At 44.9% G+C, this 18,275-nt stretch carries 12 protein-coding genes; 3 read left to right on the forward strand and 9 right to left on the reverse strand.

Going from position 1 to position 18,275, the window contains the following annotated elements; translation table 11 throughout:
* Positions 1–50 precede the first annotated feature (50 nt).
* Positions 51–1,160, forward strand: coding sequence for a DUF262 domain-containing protein (locus tag IM507_RS10870; RefSeq protein WP_287636992.1), 1,110 nt, complete (start codon positions 51–53; stop codon positions 1,158–1,160).
* Between the two features lie 484 nt (positions 1,161–1,644).
* Positions 1,645–2,034 (forward strand): RidA family protein, encoded by a 390-nt coding sequence (locus tag IM507_RS23685; RefSeq protein ID WP_002754393.1) that lies wholly within the window; start codon positions 1,645–1,647, stop codon positions 2,032–2,034.
* A 40-nt stretch (positions 2,035–2,074) separates the two neighbouring features.
* Here IM507_RS23685 and IM507_RS10880 read toward each other — a convergent pair whose 3' ends face one another.
* The 5 genes from IM507_RS10880 to IM507_RS10900 all read right to left on the reverse strand — a co-directional run bounded on the left by IM507_RS10880 (position 2,075) and on the right by IM507_RS10900 (position 11,464).
* On the reverse strand, positions 2,075–3,955 hold the full coding sequence (locus IM507_RS10880; RefSeq protein WP_002737004.1) for a DNA-directed RNA polymerase subunit gamma: 1,881 nt from the start codon (positions 3,953–3,955) through the stop codon (positions 2,075–2,077).
* 180 nt (positions 3,956–4,135) lie between these two features.
* The gene (locus tag IM507_RS10885; RefSeq protein ID WP_123230443.1) at positions 4,136–5,641 is read right to left on the reverse strand and encodes a WD40 repeat domain-containing protein; all 1,506 of its coding nucleotides are present in this window, start codon (positions 5,639–5,641) and stop codon (positions 4,136–4,138) included.
* A 42-nt stretch (positions 5,642–5,683) separates the two neighbouring features.
* The gene (locus IM507_RS10890) at positions 5,684–7,264 is read right to left on the reverse strand and encodes a photosystem II high light acclimation radical SAM protein (RefSeq protein ID WP_287636994.1); all 1,581 of its coding nucleotides are present in this window, start codon (positions 7,262–7,264) and stop codon (positions 5,684–5,686) included.
* A gap of 226 nt (positions 7,265–7,490) precedes the next feature.
* Positions 7,491–11,021: a chromosome segregation protein SMC gene (gene smc, locus IM507_RS10895; protein WP_123230445.1), complete on the reverse strand. Its 3,531-nt coding sequence runs from the start codon at positions 11,019–11,021 to the stop codon at positions 7,491–7,493.
* A gap of 173 nt (positions 11,022–11,194) precedes the next feature.
* Positions 11,195–11,464, reverse strand: a complete 270-nt coding sequence (locus IM507_RS10900) for a YciI family protein (RefSeq protein WP_002736230.1) — start codon at positions 11,462–11,464, stop codon at positions 11,195–11,197.
* A 321-nt stretch (positions 11,465–11,785) separates the two neighbouring features.
* On the opposite strand from IM507_RS10900, the gene IM507_RS10905 reads away from it, so the two are divergent.
* A complete protein-coding gene (locus IM507_RS10905) occupies positions 11,786–13,033 on the forward strand; it encodes a vanadium-dependent haloperoxidase (RefSeq protein ID WP_002737873.1) in 1,248 nt (415 codons plus the stop codon).
* Between the two features lie 292 nt (positions 13,034–13,325).
* Here the strand turns inward: IM507_RS10905 and IM507_RS10910 are convergent, their stop codons facing one another.
* From IM507_RS10910 to psbU, 4 genes are all read right to left on the reverse strand, one after another.
* Positions 13,326–14,399: a glycosyltransferase gene (locus IM507_RS10910; protein WP_069474661.1), complete on the reverse strand. Its 1,074-nt coding sequence runs from the start codon at positions 14,397–14,399 to the stop codon at positions 13,326–13,328.
* A 9-nt stretch (positions 14,400–14,408) separates the two neighbouring features.
* Positions 14,409–15,512 carry a HEAT repeat domain-containing protein gene (locus IM507_RS10915; RefSeq protein ID WP_002737329.1) on the reverse strand — a complete coding sequence of 368 codons (1,104 nt, stop codon included), beginning with the start codon at positions 15,510–15,512 and terminating at the stop codon, positions 14,409–14,411.
* 206 nt (positions 15,513–15,718) lie between these two features.
* Complete coding sequence (gene nadB / locus IM507_RS10920; RefSeq protein WP_130757638.1) at positions 15,719–17,386, reverse strand: L-aspartate oxidase; 1,668 nt, start codon at positions 17,384–17,386, stop codon at positions 15,719–15,721.
* Between the two features lie 192 nt (positions 17,387–17,578).
* Positions 17,579–17,986, reverse strand: coding sequence for a photosystem II complex extrinsic protein PsbU (gene psbU / locus IM507_RS10925; protein WP_002735501.1), 408 nt, complete (start codon positions 17,984–17,986; stop codon positions 17,579–17,581).
* Positions 17,987–18,275 lie beyond the last annotated feature (289 nt).

The following is an 18,275-nucleotide window of genomic DNA, read 5'->3' on the forward strand; positions in this document are numbered from 1 at the left end:
GTACCCTTTTAACTGTGAAAATTTTATAGATATTAGGACGGATAAAAATTATGGTTAATTATCTCAGTCAAGAAGAGAAATTACTAGCAGCCGAAGAAGAAAAGTATCTAGAGGAAGAAGATGATGTGGATTTTCCTCCTGTAGATATTATTGCTTACAATGAGCAGCGATCCTGCTCTGATCTAGTTAGAATGTATCAAAAAAAACAATTGGTTATCGATCCAGATTTTCAAAGAGATGTGGTATGGACTGATCCACAACAAACTCGTTTTATTGATAGTTTAATGAAACAGTTACCGATTCCTAGTATGTGTATTAGTCTTGACTATAAGACAGATAAACGCTATATCATCGATGGATTACAACGAATTAGTACCATCGTCAAATTTTTAACTACTGAAAATTGGAGGCTATCAAAATTAGCTGATGTAGATTCATCTATTTCTGGAAAAACAGTTGAGGAAATAAAAACTCAGCATGAAGAATTATATGAACGCGTAGAAAATATGACTATTCCCATCACCATGATTCGCTATGACTCCAGCAAAAAAGCTCATAATAATTATATTTTTACCATTTTCCATCGCTTAAATACTGGTGGAGTAAAACTCAATAATCAGGAGATCAGAAATTGTATCTATAATGGCGAGTTTAATAGTTTTTTAAAAAAATGCGCTCAATATGAAAACTGGCTTTTGCTGATGGATCGAAAGCAGAAAAAAGCATCTCGGTTTGAAGATGAAGAATTAGTGCTTCGTTTCTTTGCTTTTTATGATGGATACCAGAACTACAAGGGGAAATTGACCAGATTTTTAAATGATTATATGTATAAACATAGATTGGCTCATGAAGATTTTATTCAAGATAAAGATGAATTATTTAAGCAAACTGTTGACTTGATTTATGATAGAATCTTCAAAGAGGAACCTCTCAAAACCAGTAAAGTTATTGCTGAGGGAGTTCTGTTAGGAGTTGCCAAAAATTTAGATACTTTAGTCAATCTCTCCAATGGTGAATTACAAGACAAGTATTCTAGATTAATAAAATCTGAACCATTTTTAACTGAAAATTTATCTAGTGGTATGTATCGAAAAGATAAGGCTTTAGAGAGAATTAATACATCTATCAAAATTTTTTCATCTACTGGTAATGATTACTAAAGATTATTTACTCAAGACGTTAAACTGGCTTGATCAACTCCATGATGACCCTACAGCTGATAATCAAAAAACTTCTTCTTATTCCAAACTAGCTCTTATAGAATTATGTGGCTGGATCGAGGAAACTATGGATGATATAGTTTTAAGATGTGCTAAACGATGCTTAAAGTCCGAAGCTAACAAAAAATTCATCGATAAGACTATTAGTGGTACTCATAGTTTTGAATATGAACCTTTTAGAAAAATGTTGATGATGGTTATTGGTTTAGCAACATTAGAAAAAATCGAAAAAAAGTTAGAAAAAACTGGTAAAATTAGTGCTTTAAAAGGTTATCTTGGTAATCTAAAAGATAGTCGCAATCGAGCGGCTCATACTCATACTAAAGGTACTTTGAGAACTTATGACGCTCCTTCTAAAACTAAACGTGATTTTGATAAAATATATGGTTTGTTAAAAGAGTTAGATGCAGAATTGCAACGTCATATGAATAATCAGGTCATCCGTACTGATAAAGCTCCGGCCCCTGTGGGTCCCTATAATCAAGCGATCGCCGCTCCTGGTCCTTTTCTCTTTGTTGCGGGACAAATTCCCCTAGATCCCGTCACGGGTGAAATCGTCTCCGGGGAAATTAGCGCCCAAACCGAACAAGTTATGGCCAATCTAGAGGGCATTTTAACCGCTGCTGGGGCTAATTGGTCAAATGTGGTGAAAACTACCGTCTTTCTCTCGGATTTAGCCAATTTCGGGGCGATGAATCAAGTTTATGCCCGTTATTTCCCCCCGGAAACTGCCCCGGCCCGGGCCTGTGTGGAGGTGGCCCGTCTTCCCAAAGATGTGCTAGTGGAAATAGAATGTATTGCCGCTTTAGCCTAAAAATTAAGGTGGGCAATGCCCACCCTAACCTAATCTCTCTCTAGACCACCAAAGCCTCTAGAATCGTCTTATTGTAGATAATTCGCCCTACAGTAGTACGCACATACTGAGAAATTATCTCACCATCCTTCTCCCGGGTTTTGCGCTCCCGATAATATTTCCAGATGCTGCCATCGGGGAGAGTTTCCGTTTCCAGGACTTCCTCATCGGGTTTATTGGTTTTCACCTTTTCTCCGACCGGTAAACGCAACCACACAGAAGCGTGTAGATCCACCAATCCCTGATCGAAAGAGCGAATAGCGTCATCCATGCTGGCGAAATAACGACCCCCACCCTTTTGGGCCTTGGGATTTTCGGCCGTGAGATAATAACAACCCAAAACCATATCCTGAGAAGGGGCAACAATCGGGCGACCGGTCGCCGGTGAGAGAATATTATGACAAGCTAACATCAATAATCGCGCTTCCGATTGTGCTTCCAGGGAGAGGGGAATATGTACAGCCATTTGGTCCCCGTCAAAGTCAGCGTTAAAAGCGGGACAGACGAGGGGATGTAACTGAATCGCCCGGCCCTCCACTAGGATCGGTTCAAACGCTTGAATGCCCAAACGGTGCAGGGTAGGAGCGCGGTTTAACATCACCGGGTGTCCCGTGATCACTTCATCCAAGACGTGCCAAACATTGGCATCCCCCCGTTGGATCATTTTCTTGGCTGCCTTGATATTATTGACGATGCCTAATTTAATTAAACGATGGATAACGAAGGGTTGGAACAATTCGATCGCCATTTCCCGGGGTAAACCGCATTGATAGATCTTCAATTTCGGACCGACAACGATTACCGAACGTCCCGAATAGTCCACCCGTTTACCGAGGAGATTTTGACGGAAACGCCCCTGTTTACCCTCGATAATATCCGATAAAGACTTGAGGGCGCGATTATTGGCCCCCACCACCGTGCGACCGCGACGACCGTTATCAATTAAAGCATCGACGGCCTCCTGTAACATCCGTTTTTCGTTACGGACGATAATTTCGGGGGCGAGAATTTCTTGCAGACGGGATAAACGGTTATTGCGGTTAATCACCCGACGGTAGAGATCGTTCAGGTCAGAGGTGGCAAAACGGCCGCCGTCCAACTGCACCATCGGGCGTAAATCGGGAGGAATCACGGGAATTACGCTTAAAACCATCCATTCTGCCTGAGAACCCGTGGCGATAAAGTTATCGATTACCCGGAGACGTTTAATTAATTTTGCCCGTTTTTGCCCCTTACTTTCGACAATTTCCGTCCGCAGTCTTTCCGCTTCTTCTTCCAGGTTAATTTCCTGTAAGAGTCTTTGGATAGCCTCGGCCCCGATACCCACTTCAATGCCGACTAATTCCGAGTCCTCCGCGTAGATTTCTTCTTCGATCTCTAACCATTGATCTTCGCTGAGGAGTTGTTTATAACTAAGATTGCCGGCATTACCCGGATCGAGAACCACATAGGCATTAAAATAGACGATTTGCTCCACGTCCCGCAGGGGCATATCGAGCAGGATACTGAGATAACTGGGAATACCTTTGAGATACCAAACGTGGGTGACGGGGGCAGCTAATTTGATAAAACCCATGCGATGACGACGTACCCGCGACTCGGTGACTTCCACCCCGCAACGTTCACAGACAATTCCCCGGTGACGGACGCGTTTGTATTTACCGCACCAACATTCCCAGTCTTTGGAGGGGCCAAAAATTTTCTCGCAGAATAACCCATCCATTTCCGGTTTAAGAGTCCGATAGTTGATCGTTTCTGGTTTGGTTACTTCTCCGACGACTTGACCGTTAGGTAGGGTTCTTTCTCCCCATTGCCGAATTCTCTCGGGGGACGCTAAACCGATTTTGACGTAATCAAATCTTTGATCTGTTGGAGTCTTCATTCTGAATTTTTTACTATGGGTAATGATTCTGGGATAAGCGATCGCTCTCGCGTTCTCGATGCCCCGATGACAACTATTAGGCAGAAACGACGGTTAACTCAGTCACTTTTTCTTGGGGTCAAACTGGCCCGATCGAGTCCGGGACATTACATTATACAATTTTTCTAGTTCGATCGACCATTAAGTGATATTTTCCCAGATGGTGATGCTGCCGTCGGCCGCGGCCGCTGCTAGGTGACAATAATCGGGGCTGAGAACTAAACTGGAAATTGGCGATGATCGCTCATTGGTGGCGCTGAGAGTTGCGATCGCCTGTTGAGAATTGGCTAACCAGATTTTAATTTCTCCGTCGGTTCCCCCGGTAAATAACCACTGACCCTCCTCTGCAAATACCAAGCTTGTCACCTGACCATTATGGGCATTAATCACCCGAATTGGCGCAAAATGACCGCTTTTCTCCTGGTCGTATTGCCAGATTTTCACCGTCCCATCCACACAACCGGCGGCAATAATCTGACTATCGGCAGCGATCGCCAGACTCTGCACCGAAGAAACGTTACCTGATAAGACGGCGATTTTTGCTCCCGATCCCAATTGCCAGAGGGTGACAGTGCCATCACCTCCAGCTGCGGCGATAAAATCTTGATTAGGAGCCACTGCTAGGGCATAAATTGCCCCCAGACTGTCATAGGAGCTAAATTCTTCGTTTTCCTGCTCTAAATTCCACTGTTTTAGGGTTTGATCGTAACTACCACTAACCAAAAAATGCCAACGGGGGGCAAAATCTAGGCCGTGAATCGAACCGAGATGACCGAGGAAAATTTGATTTAATTCCAGATTACTGCCATCCCTGGCTAAAGTCCATAATTTAACGGTTTGATCGAATCCCCCCGTCGCTAGATGATAATCGCCGTTTCCGGTCACTGCTAGGGCTAAAATGCCCTGATCATGAGCTTCCACCGTATTAATCAGGGTTCCTCTCGCAAAATCCCAGATTTTTAGGGTACGATCCCAACTAACGCTAATTAAAAACCGTTGATCCTCGGTAATTGCGATCGCTGTAATCATTTCCCGATGGGCGCTCAGACGGCGATAATAGTGCCAATGGGGGACAGGGGGGGAAGTGGGAGTTAAATTAAGGGCAGGTAGGGTGATTTGTGGCTCATTTTCCGCTTTTATGGCGTTAATATCTGCTGATTCTTCCTTAAGCGGCAAAATCTCTCTTTGTAAGCGACTGTAGGATTTTTCCAGATGTTCGATGCGTTCCAGCAGCGCGTTACGGTTGATGTATTGAATAATTTGATTGTAGGACTGTTCGAGGGCGAGAATATTCTCCTCTAATTCTGCGACCGCACGGTCGTTATCGCTGGCCGCTGCGGGATCGAGGGACTGTATTTGGGCCGATAAAGCTTCTTTTTCTTCTTCCCACTGCTCCTGTAAATGACCGGTTATCTCGGTTAAGCGTTGAAGTTGCCTGGTTCTTTCTCGGAGACGATTGAGAATATTCAACCCGAAAGTCACGACTAGGAGGAACAAAGGCAAAAACCCCGCACCCATGGCGATAAGGGTAAGCAGGGTTAATCCTAGGGCGATATATTCCGCTAATTCTAGCCCATGGAGGCGATGGTCGGTCATTTTGCAGTTACCGGTAAAGGGATTTTGATCATCTCCTGATTTCAGACTCATGGTAACGCTAATTGCCGCCTTGGGATTGACTAAAATTAATTTTTAAGCAGGAGTTAAGACTTTTTTCTTAGTTTCTATCGGTGCGGTTAAAGCGGATTCTAAATCGGCCTTCCCTAGTCTTGCTTCCAAAATTTTCAGCACTTCCCGTCCAAAATCATCGGGATTTTGTCGCCATGCTTGCAGACAAACTTCGCCAAAGAATGACCCCAAAGGTTCGGGATTCCAGAGCAGTTTTTTGGCTGTCCAGGGCATTAAACTCATGGGATCATAGTCGGGTTTAATAATTTCCTTTTTGAAGGCGTATTCTTCTAGATGGGTGTGGGGTTGTAGTCCGATAAAAAAGATGGCTGGTTCCACTTTATCGACTCCAAAAATATTTTCTAATTCCCGATGATAGGTGATAGTTTGACGAATAGTTTCTAGGGTTTCATCAATAACATTAAAGGAATAATTTACCGAAACTAGATCATTAAAACCTGCCGCTTTTAAGTCTCGACAATTTTGCAGAACTGTCCGCAAATTATAGCCCATACGCATTTTTCGGACTAATTCCTGAGAACCACTGGTGATGCCGATTTCAAAGTAGTTCATGCCTGTTTTTACCATTAAATCGCACAGTTTTGGGGTAAGATTATCGGCGCGAATATAGGCAGCCCAATGGATATCTTTCATCCCATCGGCGAGGATTTTTTCTAATAGTTCTTCTACATCGTTGATAAATTTTCTGGTGGGGATAAATTGGGCATCGGTAAACCAGAAATTGCGAATGCCGCGGTCGTATAATTGGCGGATTTCCTTAACTACTTCATCGGCGGGATTAATGCGTACTTGTTTCCCTTCGACGACGGTATAGATGCAGTAGCAGCAGTTATGGGGACAGCCGCGCTTGGTTTGCACCCCGATATAAAAGTCGTTTTCTTGGAAATAGTAGGAAAATTCCGGCCAAATACTGGCGATGTAATCGTAGTTACAAGCGGATTTTTCTAAGGGGGTGGGGGATTCGTGGATTAAACGCGGCCGGGGTGTGGTTTCTCCGACCACATAACAACGTTCATCGCTAAAGTCCCGGCCGGAGAGGAATTTTTCTAGCAGGGTTTCCCCTTCTCCCACTGATACAATTGTTCCTGTGGGCAGTTTGGTTTTTAGTTGTTCGTAGAAAACACTGACGGCACCACCCCCGACGATAACTCGCGCTTCGGGATGGTATTTTCTGGCCCGCTGCAACCCTCGGCGAATTAGTCCCTGATTGCGCCATAATTCCCCGTAGTAGGCTGTTGTCACCTTTAAACCTCCTAAAGCACCTCGCAGCTTGATTAGGGGGTTTTTAGCGTAGTAAAATTCAAAGGCGTTTTGTAGGGGATTACCACCGCGACCACCGACGGGGGCATATATTTGAATATCCCGCCAGGAGAATACTAGCAGGGTGGGCTGAAATTCGTCAACACAGCGATCGAGTGCCTGGTTAAAGTCTAAGGGGGGGACGGTGCCAAGGTCAAAGATCCTTTGTTCGATGTCGGGGAAGAGTTTATGAACGTGGTCGGAAAGATAAACCACACCGATGGGGAAAATGGGGTTACAGGGGAGTCTAACGTAGAGGATGCGTTGTGCTTGCGGTTGAGTCATGAGATTTCTGAATGGGACGGGGACGCATTCTGAGTAATCTTAATATAACTTAACTTTGTCTGGCTTGTCTGGCAGTTATCAGTTATCAGTTATCAGTTATCAGATGTGAGTTTTCAGTTCACTGTTTACTGTTTACTGAAAAGCTTCCCACACCCCACACCCCACACCCCACACCCTACACCCTACACCCCACACCCCACACCCTACACCCCACTTGCGTCTAAGGTTAAACTTTAATTCCTAGTACCTGTGTATGGGTTCCCCGTGCTTGGGTGACACCGATGGTTCTTTCCGATGCTTCAATCATCGGCCGACGCAAACTAACAACAATAAATTGCGCTTGTTGTGCTTGTTTTTGAATCATTTTGGCCAATTTCTCCACATTTGCCCCATCTAAAAACATATCCACTTCATCAAACGCATAAAAGGGAGAAGGACGATATCTTTGTAGGGAAAAAATAAAGCTTAAAGCGGTTAAAGATTTTTCACCTCCAGACATGGAACTTAATCGCTGTACGGGTTTTCCTTTCGGATGGGCCACCAGATTTAAGCCACCATTAAAGGGGTCATTTTCGTCTTCTAATTGCAAGTAACCGTCGCCATCGGACAGGGTGGCAAATATACTCTTAAAGTTTTCGTTAACAGCAGTAAATGCTTCCTGAAAAGCATTAAATCTGAGGGTGGTAAAGTTTTCTATGCGTAAAAGTAGTTCGGTTCTTTCTCCTTCTAGAGTTTGCAGTTTTTCTGATAGTTCATCTAATCTCTCTTTGGTTTTTTGGTGTTCTTCTAAAGCTAACATATTCACAGGTTCTAAAGCTTCCAATTTCTTTTGTAACTGCCGAATATCGCTTTGAATTTTCTCGAAATCTCGCTCGCTTTCAGGAATTTCAGGCAAGGGATTGGGTAAGTCGCTTTCTAGTTGACTAATTTCTGTCTGTAAAGTGGTTAGTAATGCTTGTCTTTCCTCTTGATTGTTGACTAACTTTTCCGATTGCCAGATAGCCTGTTGTTGTTGGTTTTGTTGTTGTCGCAAAACTGTCTCTAACTGGTCTCTTTTTTGCTTGGTTTCCCCTAGTTGTCGGGATAATTGCTGTAAAGCTTGATTGATTTCTAAAATATGGTGATCAAGTTTTTCTATCTCCAGATTACCGATATTTCTCTGATTAACTGCATCGGTAATTATTTTCTCAATCTCAATAATTCTATCCGCAGACTCTTGACTTTTTTCCTCTAGTCTGATTTGTTGATTATGTAAATCTTTTAACTGTTCGCGGACTGTAGCGAGGTGATTTTCTTGGGTTTGTAACTCTAATTCTTGAGCGCGAATTATTCCCTGTACCTGTTGCCATTCGCTATGGGTATGATTGGCCTCTAAAGCAGTTAATTTCTCCTGTTCTTGCTGTAAAGATAACTCTAACTCAGGAATTTCTCTGGTTAATATTTCTAACCGTTGACGAGAAATAGTAATTTCCTCTTGCTGACCCGATAATTGACGGGTTAAATCCTCTTTTTCTGTGGTTAAACGTTGTAAATCCTTGCTTAATTGTTGTAGAGATAATTGATTTTCCCGATGACTTTGACGGGTTTCGGTTAACTGTTGGGTTAACTGACTGATAAGATTATTAACTTGAGTAATTTTTTCTTCGTTGCGGGTAAGAATGCGATCGATTTCTGCTAATCTTTCGCGTAGAGATTCCGCTTCACTAGACTCCTTCGGAGAAATTTTACCAAAACGCAGCCCCGATCGCGTCGGTTGGCTGCCTCCGGTCATAGCGCCAGTCATCTCTAATAACTCGCCATCCAAAGTAACGATGCGATATTGATTGATATAATAACGGGCAGAATCTATATCCTCGAAAACCACCGTACTGCCAAAAATATAGTTAAAAACCTCCCGATACTGGGGTTGAAACTTAACCAAATTCACCGCTAAATCCAGATAACCCCGCGCATGACGCAGAGAGGAAATATCCTGGGGACGGGGAGGACGAATTTTATTCAGGGGTAAAAAAGTGGCCCTACCGATGCGACGCTGTTTTAGCAAGGCAATTCCGGCGGCCGCAACGCTATCATCTTGGACGACTACATGACCTAAACGACCTCCGGCGGCGATTTCCAGAGCAATTTGATAACGTTCCTCTACTTCGCCCAATTGTGCCACTAATCCGCAGATTCCGGGCAAATCTGACTGTAATAATATTTGAGTGGCATAGGTTCCCTGGGCCTCCTGTTGCGCTTGCTTGGTCGCTTCCAGTTTATCTAATTCCCTCTGTTTGTCCCGTTGTTCTTTTAGCAGACGTTTTTGGGTGTCCTGACTGATAACGCGATTTTGTTCGGCAATGGTGAGTTTTTGGGCTAAATTTTGGATATAGGGTTCCGCTTGATTAATTTTTTGTAATATTTCTTGACTTTCTTCTGTTTTTGTGCTAATAACTTGCTCTAATTCTTGCAGACGTTGACCAGCTTCTACTATATTAGTTTGCAATCGATCGCATCTTTCGGTCAATTGGGCTCGTTGGCTACGGTAGGGGTTTAATTGTTCCTGAAGACGGGTAATATTGCGGGAAAGGTCACTTTGTTCTTTTACCCAAGCTTCTGACGCTTCCGCGAGACTACTTGCTTGCAGACGATGGTTTTCTAGGGTTTCCCTTGCGGTTTGAGTTGTCCGTAGGAGATTGGGTAAAATTGCAGTTTCTAAACGGCTTTTTTCAGCAGTAATCTGGTTTAATTCGAGATTGTAGCGATTAATTTCCTCTAAAAGTCTGGTTTTCTGTGCCTGAGATTCTTTTTCGAGGTTTTCTAACTCTTTTTGTCGTTGTTGCTGTTGTTGTCGTTTGGCCTGTTGACTCGCTAATCGGGAAGTCAGGGACAGGTGTTCATCTTCCCCAAAAGCTTTAACCTGTTGATTGAGTTTCTCTAATTCTTGACTATTTTGGGCGATTTGTTGGGATAAATTGGCGATAGTTTCCGTTAAAACCTGTTTTTCCCTTTCCCCAGCTTGAATTTGTCCTTGTACTTGCTGGCAGCGCTGCTGGAGATTTTGCCAATGGAGGACAATTTCCCATTGTTGCTTTTCTTGGACTTGGGCCTTGAGTTTTTGGTATTTTTCGGCTTTAATGCGATCGAGTGCTAATTTCTCCAGAGATTTTTGCAATTCTGTGGCAATAATTTGGCAGCGTTCTTCCCTTTCTTTAACCGAATCGATATTCTCCTTAGTTTTCTCAATTTTGCGGTCAAATTCGGCTACTCCTGCCAATTCGTCGATAATTTCCCGTCTTTCCTTAGCATTCATGCTGATAATTCGGGTTACGTCCCCCTGTAACACCACGTTGTACCCTTCGGGATAGATGCGTAAACGGTTTAATTGGTCGTGAAGTTCGCTAACCGTACAGGTTTCCCCATTGATATAGTAGGTAGAAGTATAGCTGCCACCCTTAGCCACTTTTAAGCGTCGGGAAACCGTCCAATCCCTATCGGTTGCGTCAGGAATATCGGCAATATCAAAAGTCACCGAAACACTCGCTTCTGAGCTATGACGTTGACTGTTATAGCTGTGATTGACTAAATCCGGTAATCTTTCGGCCCGCATTCCCTTGGAAGTAGCTAATCCCAAGCAAAATAGCAATGCGTCGAGGATATTCGACTTTCCCGAACCATTTGGACCAGAAACCACCGTAAACCCCGGTAAAAAGGGTATAGGAGTCGTTCCCCCGAAGGATTTGAAGTGTGAGAGTTCGACCTTTTTGATGTAAACCATGGCAATAAGCAAAAAGTAGGCAAGCTATCAGCTGTCAGCTGGAATCGATAAGGGATAACTCCGGTTTATCCTTGACAATATCCTCAGACTTGACCGGAGATGAGTTTGATTAGTTGCGTAGTTGGAAAATTTTATGACAACACCCTTATAGAAAAATATAGCTGATAGCCCCCTTAGATGGCTTGAATCCATTCCTTGACTTGGTACTCTGTCCAGATGCCATTTTGCCAGTAGGGATCCGCTTCGATTAATTCTCGCACTTCTGACTCGCTGGCTGCCTGATAAATTGCGAAAACTTGGCTTAAATCTGCCGTTGGTCCGATAGTAACGAGAATTCCCCGTTCTTTCTGTTGATTTAATCCCTCTAGATGCGCTTGACGATAGGGTGCGCGTTTTTCCAGCACGTTTTCACAATAACTACCCCAGACAACAAATTTCGGCATATTTGACCTGTACTCTCTTGATCTGTTGCTATTCTACGATCGAATCGTCAATCAGACTAAATCGCTATAGAAAAGTGGCAAGTGGCAGGTTTTTCGGTTATCAGTCAACAGTCATCAGTGAACTGAACAGTCAAATCTGATAAGTAATAACTGCAATAGTTAATTTTTGTAAAAAGTAGTTGACAAATTGCCAGTGCTTTAAAGTGGGATTTATGTCACTTAACTTCTTGTTAACAGCCTAAACTTCTATGGTTACTGTTGAACTTATCCAATAGACTGGGGCTGTTAAGTCAAAGTTGCGATATTAAAGGAGGCAACGATATGAACGTAATTATCGAGTGGAATGACGTTTTTTTAGAAACTATTCGGAAAATTGGTGGCGGTCCGACACCGATTGCCCGGGCGGGGGCGATGTTACAGGTGGCGATGTTTAACGCCATTAATGCCCTTTCGGGGAATTTATACAGTCCCTATCCTAGCAATTTACAGTTAAAGCCTGATCCCGGTACTTCTCCTGAAATAGCGGCGGTTTATGCGGCCCATCGTATTCTTAGCCGGATTTATGTCAATCTGACCATGACTTTTAATACTGCTTTGGATAGATCCCTGCAAAGATTAAACGTGGTTAAGATGTCCGATGCCGATACCAAAGGTAAAACCTTTGGGCAGGCCGTGGCCGATTCGATTCTCACCCTGCGTCAGAATGACGGTTCTGGCCAACCTCCCCTGTATAAACCGGGTAATCAGCCGGGGGATTGGCGACCGACAGGATCCGGGGATGCGGTTGCCCCCCAATGGCCAGACGTGACTCCCTTTGTCATGACTTCTGGTAGTCAATTTCGGCCACCCTTTCCGGGTAACTATGCTAATACAATCGACCTTCTCCGTAGTCCTGAATATGCGGCCCAGTTTAACGAAGTCAAACTGTTAGGGGCGGCCAATTCCCCTGTGCGTACTGCTGAAGAGGCTATAATTGGCTTTTTCTGGGCGAATGATGTGGATGGAACCTATAAACCCCCCGGCCATCTGTTCCGCATTACCCAAATTGTCGCCCAACAGCGAAATTTATCTCTACTGGAAACAGCGCGTTTATTTGCCCTAGTGGGTTTAGTCATGGGTGATGCCGCTATTGTCGCTTGGGATGCTAAGTACCGGCTACCGATTAATCTCTGGCGACCAGAAACAGCGATCCGTCTGGCCGATCAAGATGATAATCTTTTAACCGAAGCTGATCCCAATTGGCAACCCCTATCAATTAATACCGCCGGTCAGCGTTTTAGTCCCGCTTTCCCTGCCTATGTTTCTGGTCATGCCACTTTTGGGGCGGCCCACGCTGGGATTATGCGTAATTTCTTTGGTACTGATAACGTCACTTTTACTGCCGACACGGACGATCCTAACGCCGAGGGGATTAAACGCACCTATAATAGTTTTAGTTCGGCGGCTTTGGAAAATGGTCGCAGCCGTGTTTATCTGGGAGTTCACTTTCAATGGGACGGTGACCACGGTTTCTGGTCGGGTACACAGTTGGCTGATTTTGTCTATGCCAGAGTTTTACAGAGAGTTTAGGTAGAGTAATCGATAAACTACGCCTACCCATTAGTTTGAGGTAGGCGTTTTTGGCTCTTCTAGGTTCTGTGTGATAAGTTTAATACCAATTCTCCAAAGTCTGACTACAGAAGTTTAATCCCCCTAAATCCCCCTTAAAAAGGGTGACTTAAATTCGATGTGTAGTTTTCATTTAGAGAAATGGTATAACTTATCATAGGATCGATCAATCTTTGTGTTCTTTGTGTCTCTGTGGTTGATCCCGAACCCTTCTGGGATAAAGATTTAACCAGACTAAACCAAGAGAGCCTATTTATTTTTGACTGCGAGCAAAAATTTCTTCAAACCAATTAATAGCTCGATTTCCTAAAGCTTCTAGGGAATATTTTTGCTCCACTACTGCACGACAAGAATATCGATCGATCCGGTCTAAATTTTTAATTCCCGTAACTAATCCCTCGATACTATCGGGTTCAACTAAAAAACCAGTTTTTCCATCTTCAATAATTTCTACCGGACCACCACGACCATAGGCAACTACGGGAACACCACAGGCCAAAGCTTCAATAGCTCCGTTACCAAAAGCCTCAACCCAGCGCGGGGTCATCAACAGGCCAAAACAGTCCCCTAGCTCTTTTTGTAGGCTCCTGGTGGGCAAAAACCCACGATAATCGACTAAATCGAAACTATAGTTATCCTGTAAATTTTGCCAGTAGAGAGGATCGGAAATATGACCGAAAACGCGTAAAGGTACGCCCAACTGTTGACAAGCGGCGATCGCATCTTCTAGAGCTTTTTCCGGGGCAATCCGTCCCACCCAGGCCAGAGAGGGGGACGGATTGGCCCGAAACTGATACAAAGATACGTCTAAACCATTAGCCAAACAGCGATAGGGGGGAGATATTGAGAAAGTTTCTGCTTGGACGACGGTGTGAAAAGCGAGTAAATGGGGAAAACTGCGGTAGGTTTTTTGAATAATATGATCCATCGCCAAAGAAACGGAAGCCATGCTGACTAAATGGGCGACGGGAGTAGCAAAAAAAGGAGTGAGATAAAAAGGGAGCCAATCGTAGGCAAAATTAACAATTAAATCGTACTCATTTTGTACCTGTTGGGCGTAGTGCCACATATTGGCCAAAACGGCATTTTCGGGCATTAAAATCGGGGCTTCCCTGCCTTGACTTTGGGCGGAAATCTGGGCATTTCCTGCTATAGTAATCAAGGGGATATCATGCAATTGCGAGGCTTCTGGAGCCACTACCCGCACCGCGTACCCTTGCTTATTCAGAGTGCGAGCGAGATTATAAATAGTTAGTTCTACGCCACCGCCGTCCCCCGATCCCAAAAATCCCACGGGGGTGGAGATAAATAACAGTTTTCGACTCAATTTTGCACCTCAGTTGGGTGTAGTTTCGGTGAAGGTCGGTGTGGTGTCGGTGAAGGAAGTATCCTGTACATCGTCATCTTCTGGTTCACCAGTAGTTTCTAGGGGAGCAATATCTAAACGGGGAGCTAATTGCAGATTTAACTGTCTAACTGCCCAGCGTGCTGTTTCTTGCACTTCCTCATCGGGATCATCGAGGGCATGACAAATTAATTGACTGATCTGAGACATGATATCGTAGAGTCTGGTTAAATCCCGAATGGCATTTTTCCGCACCTGGGGATTTTTATCCTGGAGAGAGATAGCCAAAGCTTGGTTCATCGGTCGCAGGGAGCGGGTGCAGATTTGAGCGAGAGCTTCTAGGGTTAAACTGCGTTCGTAGGAATCTCCATCCACCATGCTATCGACTAAAGGCTGCATTGCCCTAGAATCGGACACCTGTGCCAGCTTCCAAACCGCCCTTCTACGGGTACGGGGATCGTTATCGCGAAGACTTTCAATTAAACGCAAGATTAAATCTACGTTCGGGATGCGGGAGGTAGCTTGTACGGGCAAAGAAGGGTCGAAATCCTCGTCACCACTGCCATTAATGTCACTGTCAGTTTTGGTGTCTGCGCCGAAGGGATTGCCATTGCCCCTGGAAAAGTTGTCGAGTGGGTTTTTAGGATTGGCGTAAGTTGTCTTTTCGCGCCGTTTTGAGGCTTTGCCCTTGGGACGATATTGGAAGAAAAGCGATAGTAAAGCTGCCAATAAAGCGATGGATAACAGGGCCGAGCCAGCAATTAATGGTATTGGTGAAGCCGCATTTTCGGCGCCAGCGTTGGCAGCCCTGGTGGTTTGACCTAGATACTTCTTCGTATTAGCGATCGCATTTTGAGCAGAGGGGTCGTTCGGAAGTTGTGCCAGAGCTTGTTGAAATTTTTCCACGGCGAGTTGATAATTCTTTTGGCTTTTGGCCTCGTAACCAGCTTTCATCAACTGCTCGTAAGTGGCGAAAGTCTGGGTTTGCTCTAACCCAGGTGAAGTTTGAGCGTTAACCTTGGATAAAACCTGAAAATCATGACCCCAACTGCTCACACCGATAGCTAACAACAATAAAAAATTAGGTTTGATCATAGAATTTATGTAACTGCTTGGGGGTTGGTAAAAGTATGATAGCCTAAAAGCTATAGATGGGAGGCACTCAACTCCAGAGATGGGTCATAGACTAGGATGATTGGGAAAAGCCCCCGGTCAGCGTCAGGCCAATAGTGCCGCTGCTGGGATCGGAGATAGAGTCCACTGTTTAACGCTGAGGGATTATCTGTGAAAAACTGGCTCAATTAAGCTTGTACCGGAGTTTTGTGCCAGGTTCGGCCTTGAATGGTCGTGTGTAATTGCCAATTAGCTACGATTTCTGGATAATCGCCCCGATAGTGACCACCTCGGCTTTCTGCCCGTAATAAGGCACTTTCCAGAATTAAGTCGGCGATATCTAGAAGATTTAATGTCTCGATCGCTATTCTTATTTCTAACTGCACCGAGGGACACAAAAATAATTGTCCTTTGTCGGGGAGAAGATTCTGGAGAAATTGGCCTATCTTTAAGGAATGTAACTGTTGTTTCCACTGTTGCACCCGTAGGATAGCAATTTCTAACTCATTTTGAAATCGGCAAATTCCCGCATTTTCCCACATTAAAATCGGTAATTCTCTCCGTACTTTTTGCCAGTCTTCCTGTTCTTCCTGCCAGTTTTCCGCAATTTCTAAGGGTTTTTCGGGTCTTTCCCCCAGAAAGTTTTCTGGCTCCAGACCTATTGCAGCTAAACTTGCCGCAAAGACAATACATTCCAAGAGAGAATTACTAGCTAAACGATTAGCCCCGTGAACACCTGTACTAGCGGCTTCGCCGATCGCATACAAACCAGATAGAGAAGTGCGGGCGTTTAAATCTGTGGCCACTCCTCCCATCCAATAGTGAGCGGCGGGGGCGACCGGAATCACATCCTCAAACACATTAATGCCCCATTTTTGACAGATGCGGATAATATTGGGGAAACGATAACGCAGACGCTCCGGTTCGATTGGTCTTAAATCTAGATATACTTTGGCATGGGCGGGATCGTCGGAGGTTTTCTGCAAATGGCTAAAAATCGCCCGACTCACCACATCCCGGGGGGCCAATTCTCCGGCCCGATGATAATCGAAGACAAAACGCCGCCCCAGAGCATCAATTAAATGCGCTCCTTCGCCGCGCACCGCCTCACTAATTAAAAACCGCGGTGCCCCCGGCACAGTCAAAGCGGTGGGGTGAAACTGAAAAAATTCCGGGTCGCGAATCACTGCCCCAGCACGCCAAGCGAGGGCGACTCCATCCCCCGTGCTAACGGCGGGATTAGTGGTTTGGGCATAGACTTGACCACCGCCTCCCGTAGCCAGAATGACTGCCTGCGCTCGCAGCCAACAGAGATGATCTTGATGGAGCAGACAAATACCTTGACAGCGTTGCCCTTCCGGATCAAGCCAGAGTTTCAGTGCGATCGCTTGGGGAATAATGGTAATATTGGGGCGCTCGGTCACTTTTTCCATCAGGGTACTGATGATCGCTCTCCCCGTGCGATCGGCCGCGTGCAGCACCCGGGCCTGGGAATGGGCAGCCTCAAGAGTGCGGGCTAAGTCATCTCCGGAGCGATCAAAACTAACTCCTAACCGCAGCAAATCAGCGATCGCTTGGGGGGCCTTCTCGACTAAAAACTGCACAGCATAGCGATCGCATAAGCCCGCTCCGGCTTTCAGGGTATCTTCTAAATGGAAAACGGGGGAATCTGCCGGGGAGGTGGCTGCCGCAATTCCTCCCTGCGCCCAATCACTAGCCCCAGTTTTTAAATCTTCTTTGGTAATTAAACCCACCTTTAAGTTAGGGGGTAAACACAGTGCGGCATACAATCCCGCCGCTCCCGATCCCACCACTAACACATCTTGATAACTCGGCAGTTGCGAGGAAACGACCATGTAGGAGTTAATTGATAAATTCTATTTATTCTAGCATTTCATTTCTCTATAGTTCTGGCAAAAATCGCCAGTCTTTCCCTTGGGGCAGTATGCCAGATTCTTTCTTTTGCCTCTTGCCTTCAGAAGCTGATCACTGAAAAAGGTGAGCGATCGCCCACCTAGAAATTTTTTTAAAACCGTAATTAACTAGATTTAGTAAACTCCGGGGTTAAAACGGTCATCACCCTCGATAAATTCTTTAGAAGGCTCAGTAACGGTAAATTTCTCCAGATTAGCCTGTAAACGCTCTTTTTGAGTGGCCGAGAGTCCGGGGATATTGAGGACATCTTCCACTTCTTCGTAGGGGGCGTTTTTGATGATTTTACCGGCTAAATTGGGATAGAACCCTCTCAAGTCCCGGAAATCGCGAATATCACTGTTATTGAGGTCGATTTTCGCCCCAAATTCTGTGGTTAGTTTGGCATCAGCCGCATTTAAGACCGCCACAGGATGAGAAGGAAGGGCGATCGAGGTGAGATTGAGAGCTTGAGCGGGAACTTTGCCCCAAAAACTCCCGATAATCAAGGCAATTACCGCCAGCAGACGAACAAGATTCTTCATTGCAGTTGTGGTCTCCTAAAACCAAGGCAAATTAACGATCAGGACAAGAAATGAAGCCGTCAGCTTTCCGACTAGGCATAGGGTGGGGAATTGGGATTTGCCACCGCAGCCTAGCTATTAGCTGAACGCTGATAGCTAGTTAAAAAAGTTATATCATGCCATTAGACCAGATCTTGACACTCTCCGCACTTTTCGGGCGGAGATTCTTGGGCTGAATCTTGCCTCTACTAGCAAAGCTAATTTTGGTCTTACAGTTTCATGTCTAGTCAGACTACACCTATAAGGCAAG

The sequence above is a fragment of the Microcystis sp. M20BS1 genome, assembly GCF_020245305.1.
Lineage (GTDB): Bacteria > Cyanobacteriota > Cyanobacteriia > Cyanobacteriales > Microcystaceae > Microcystis > Microcystis ichthyoblabe_A.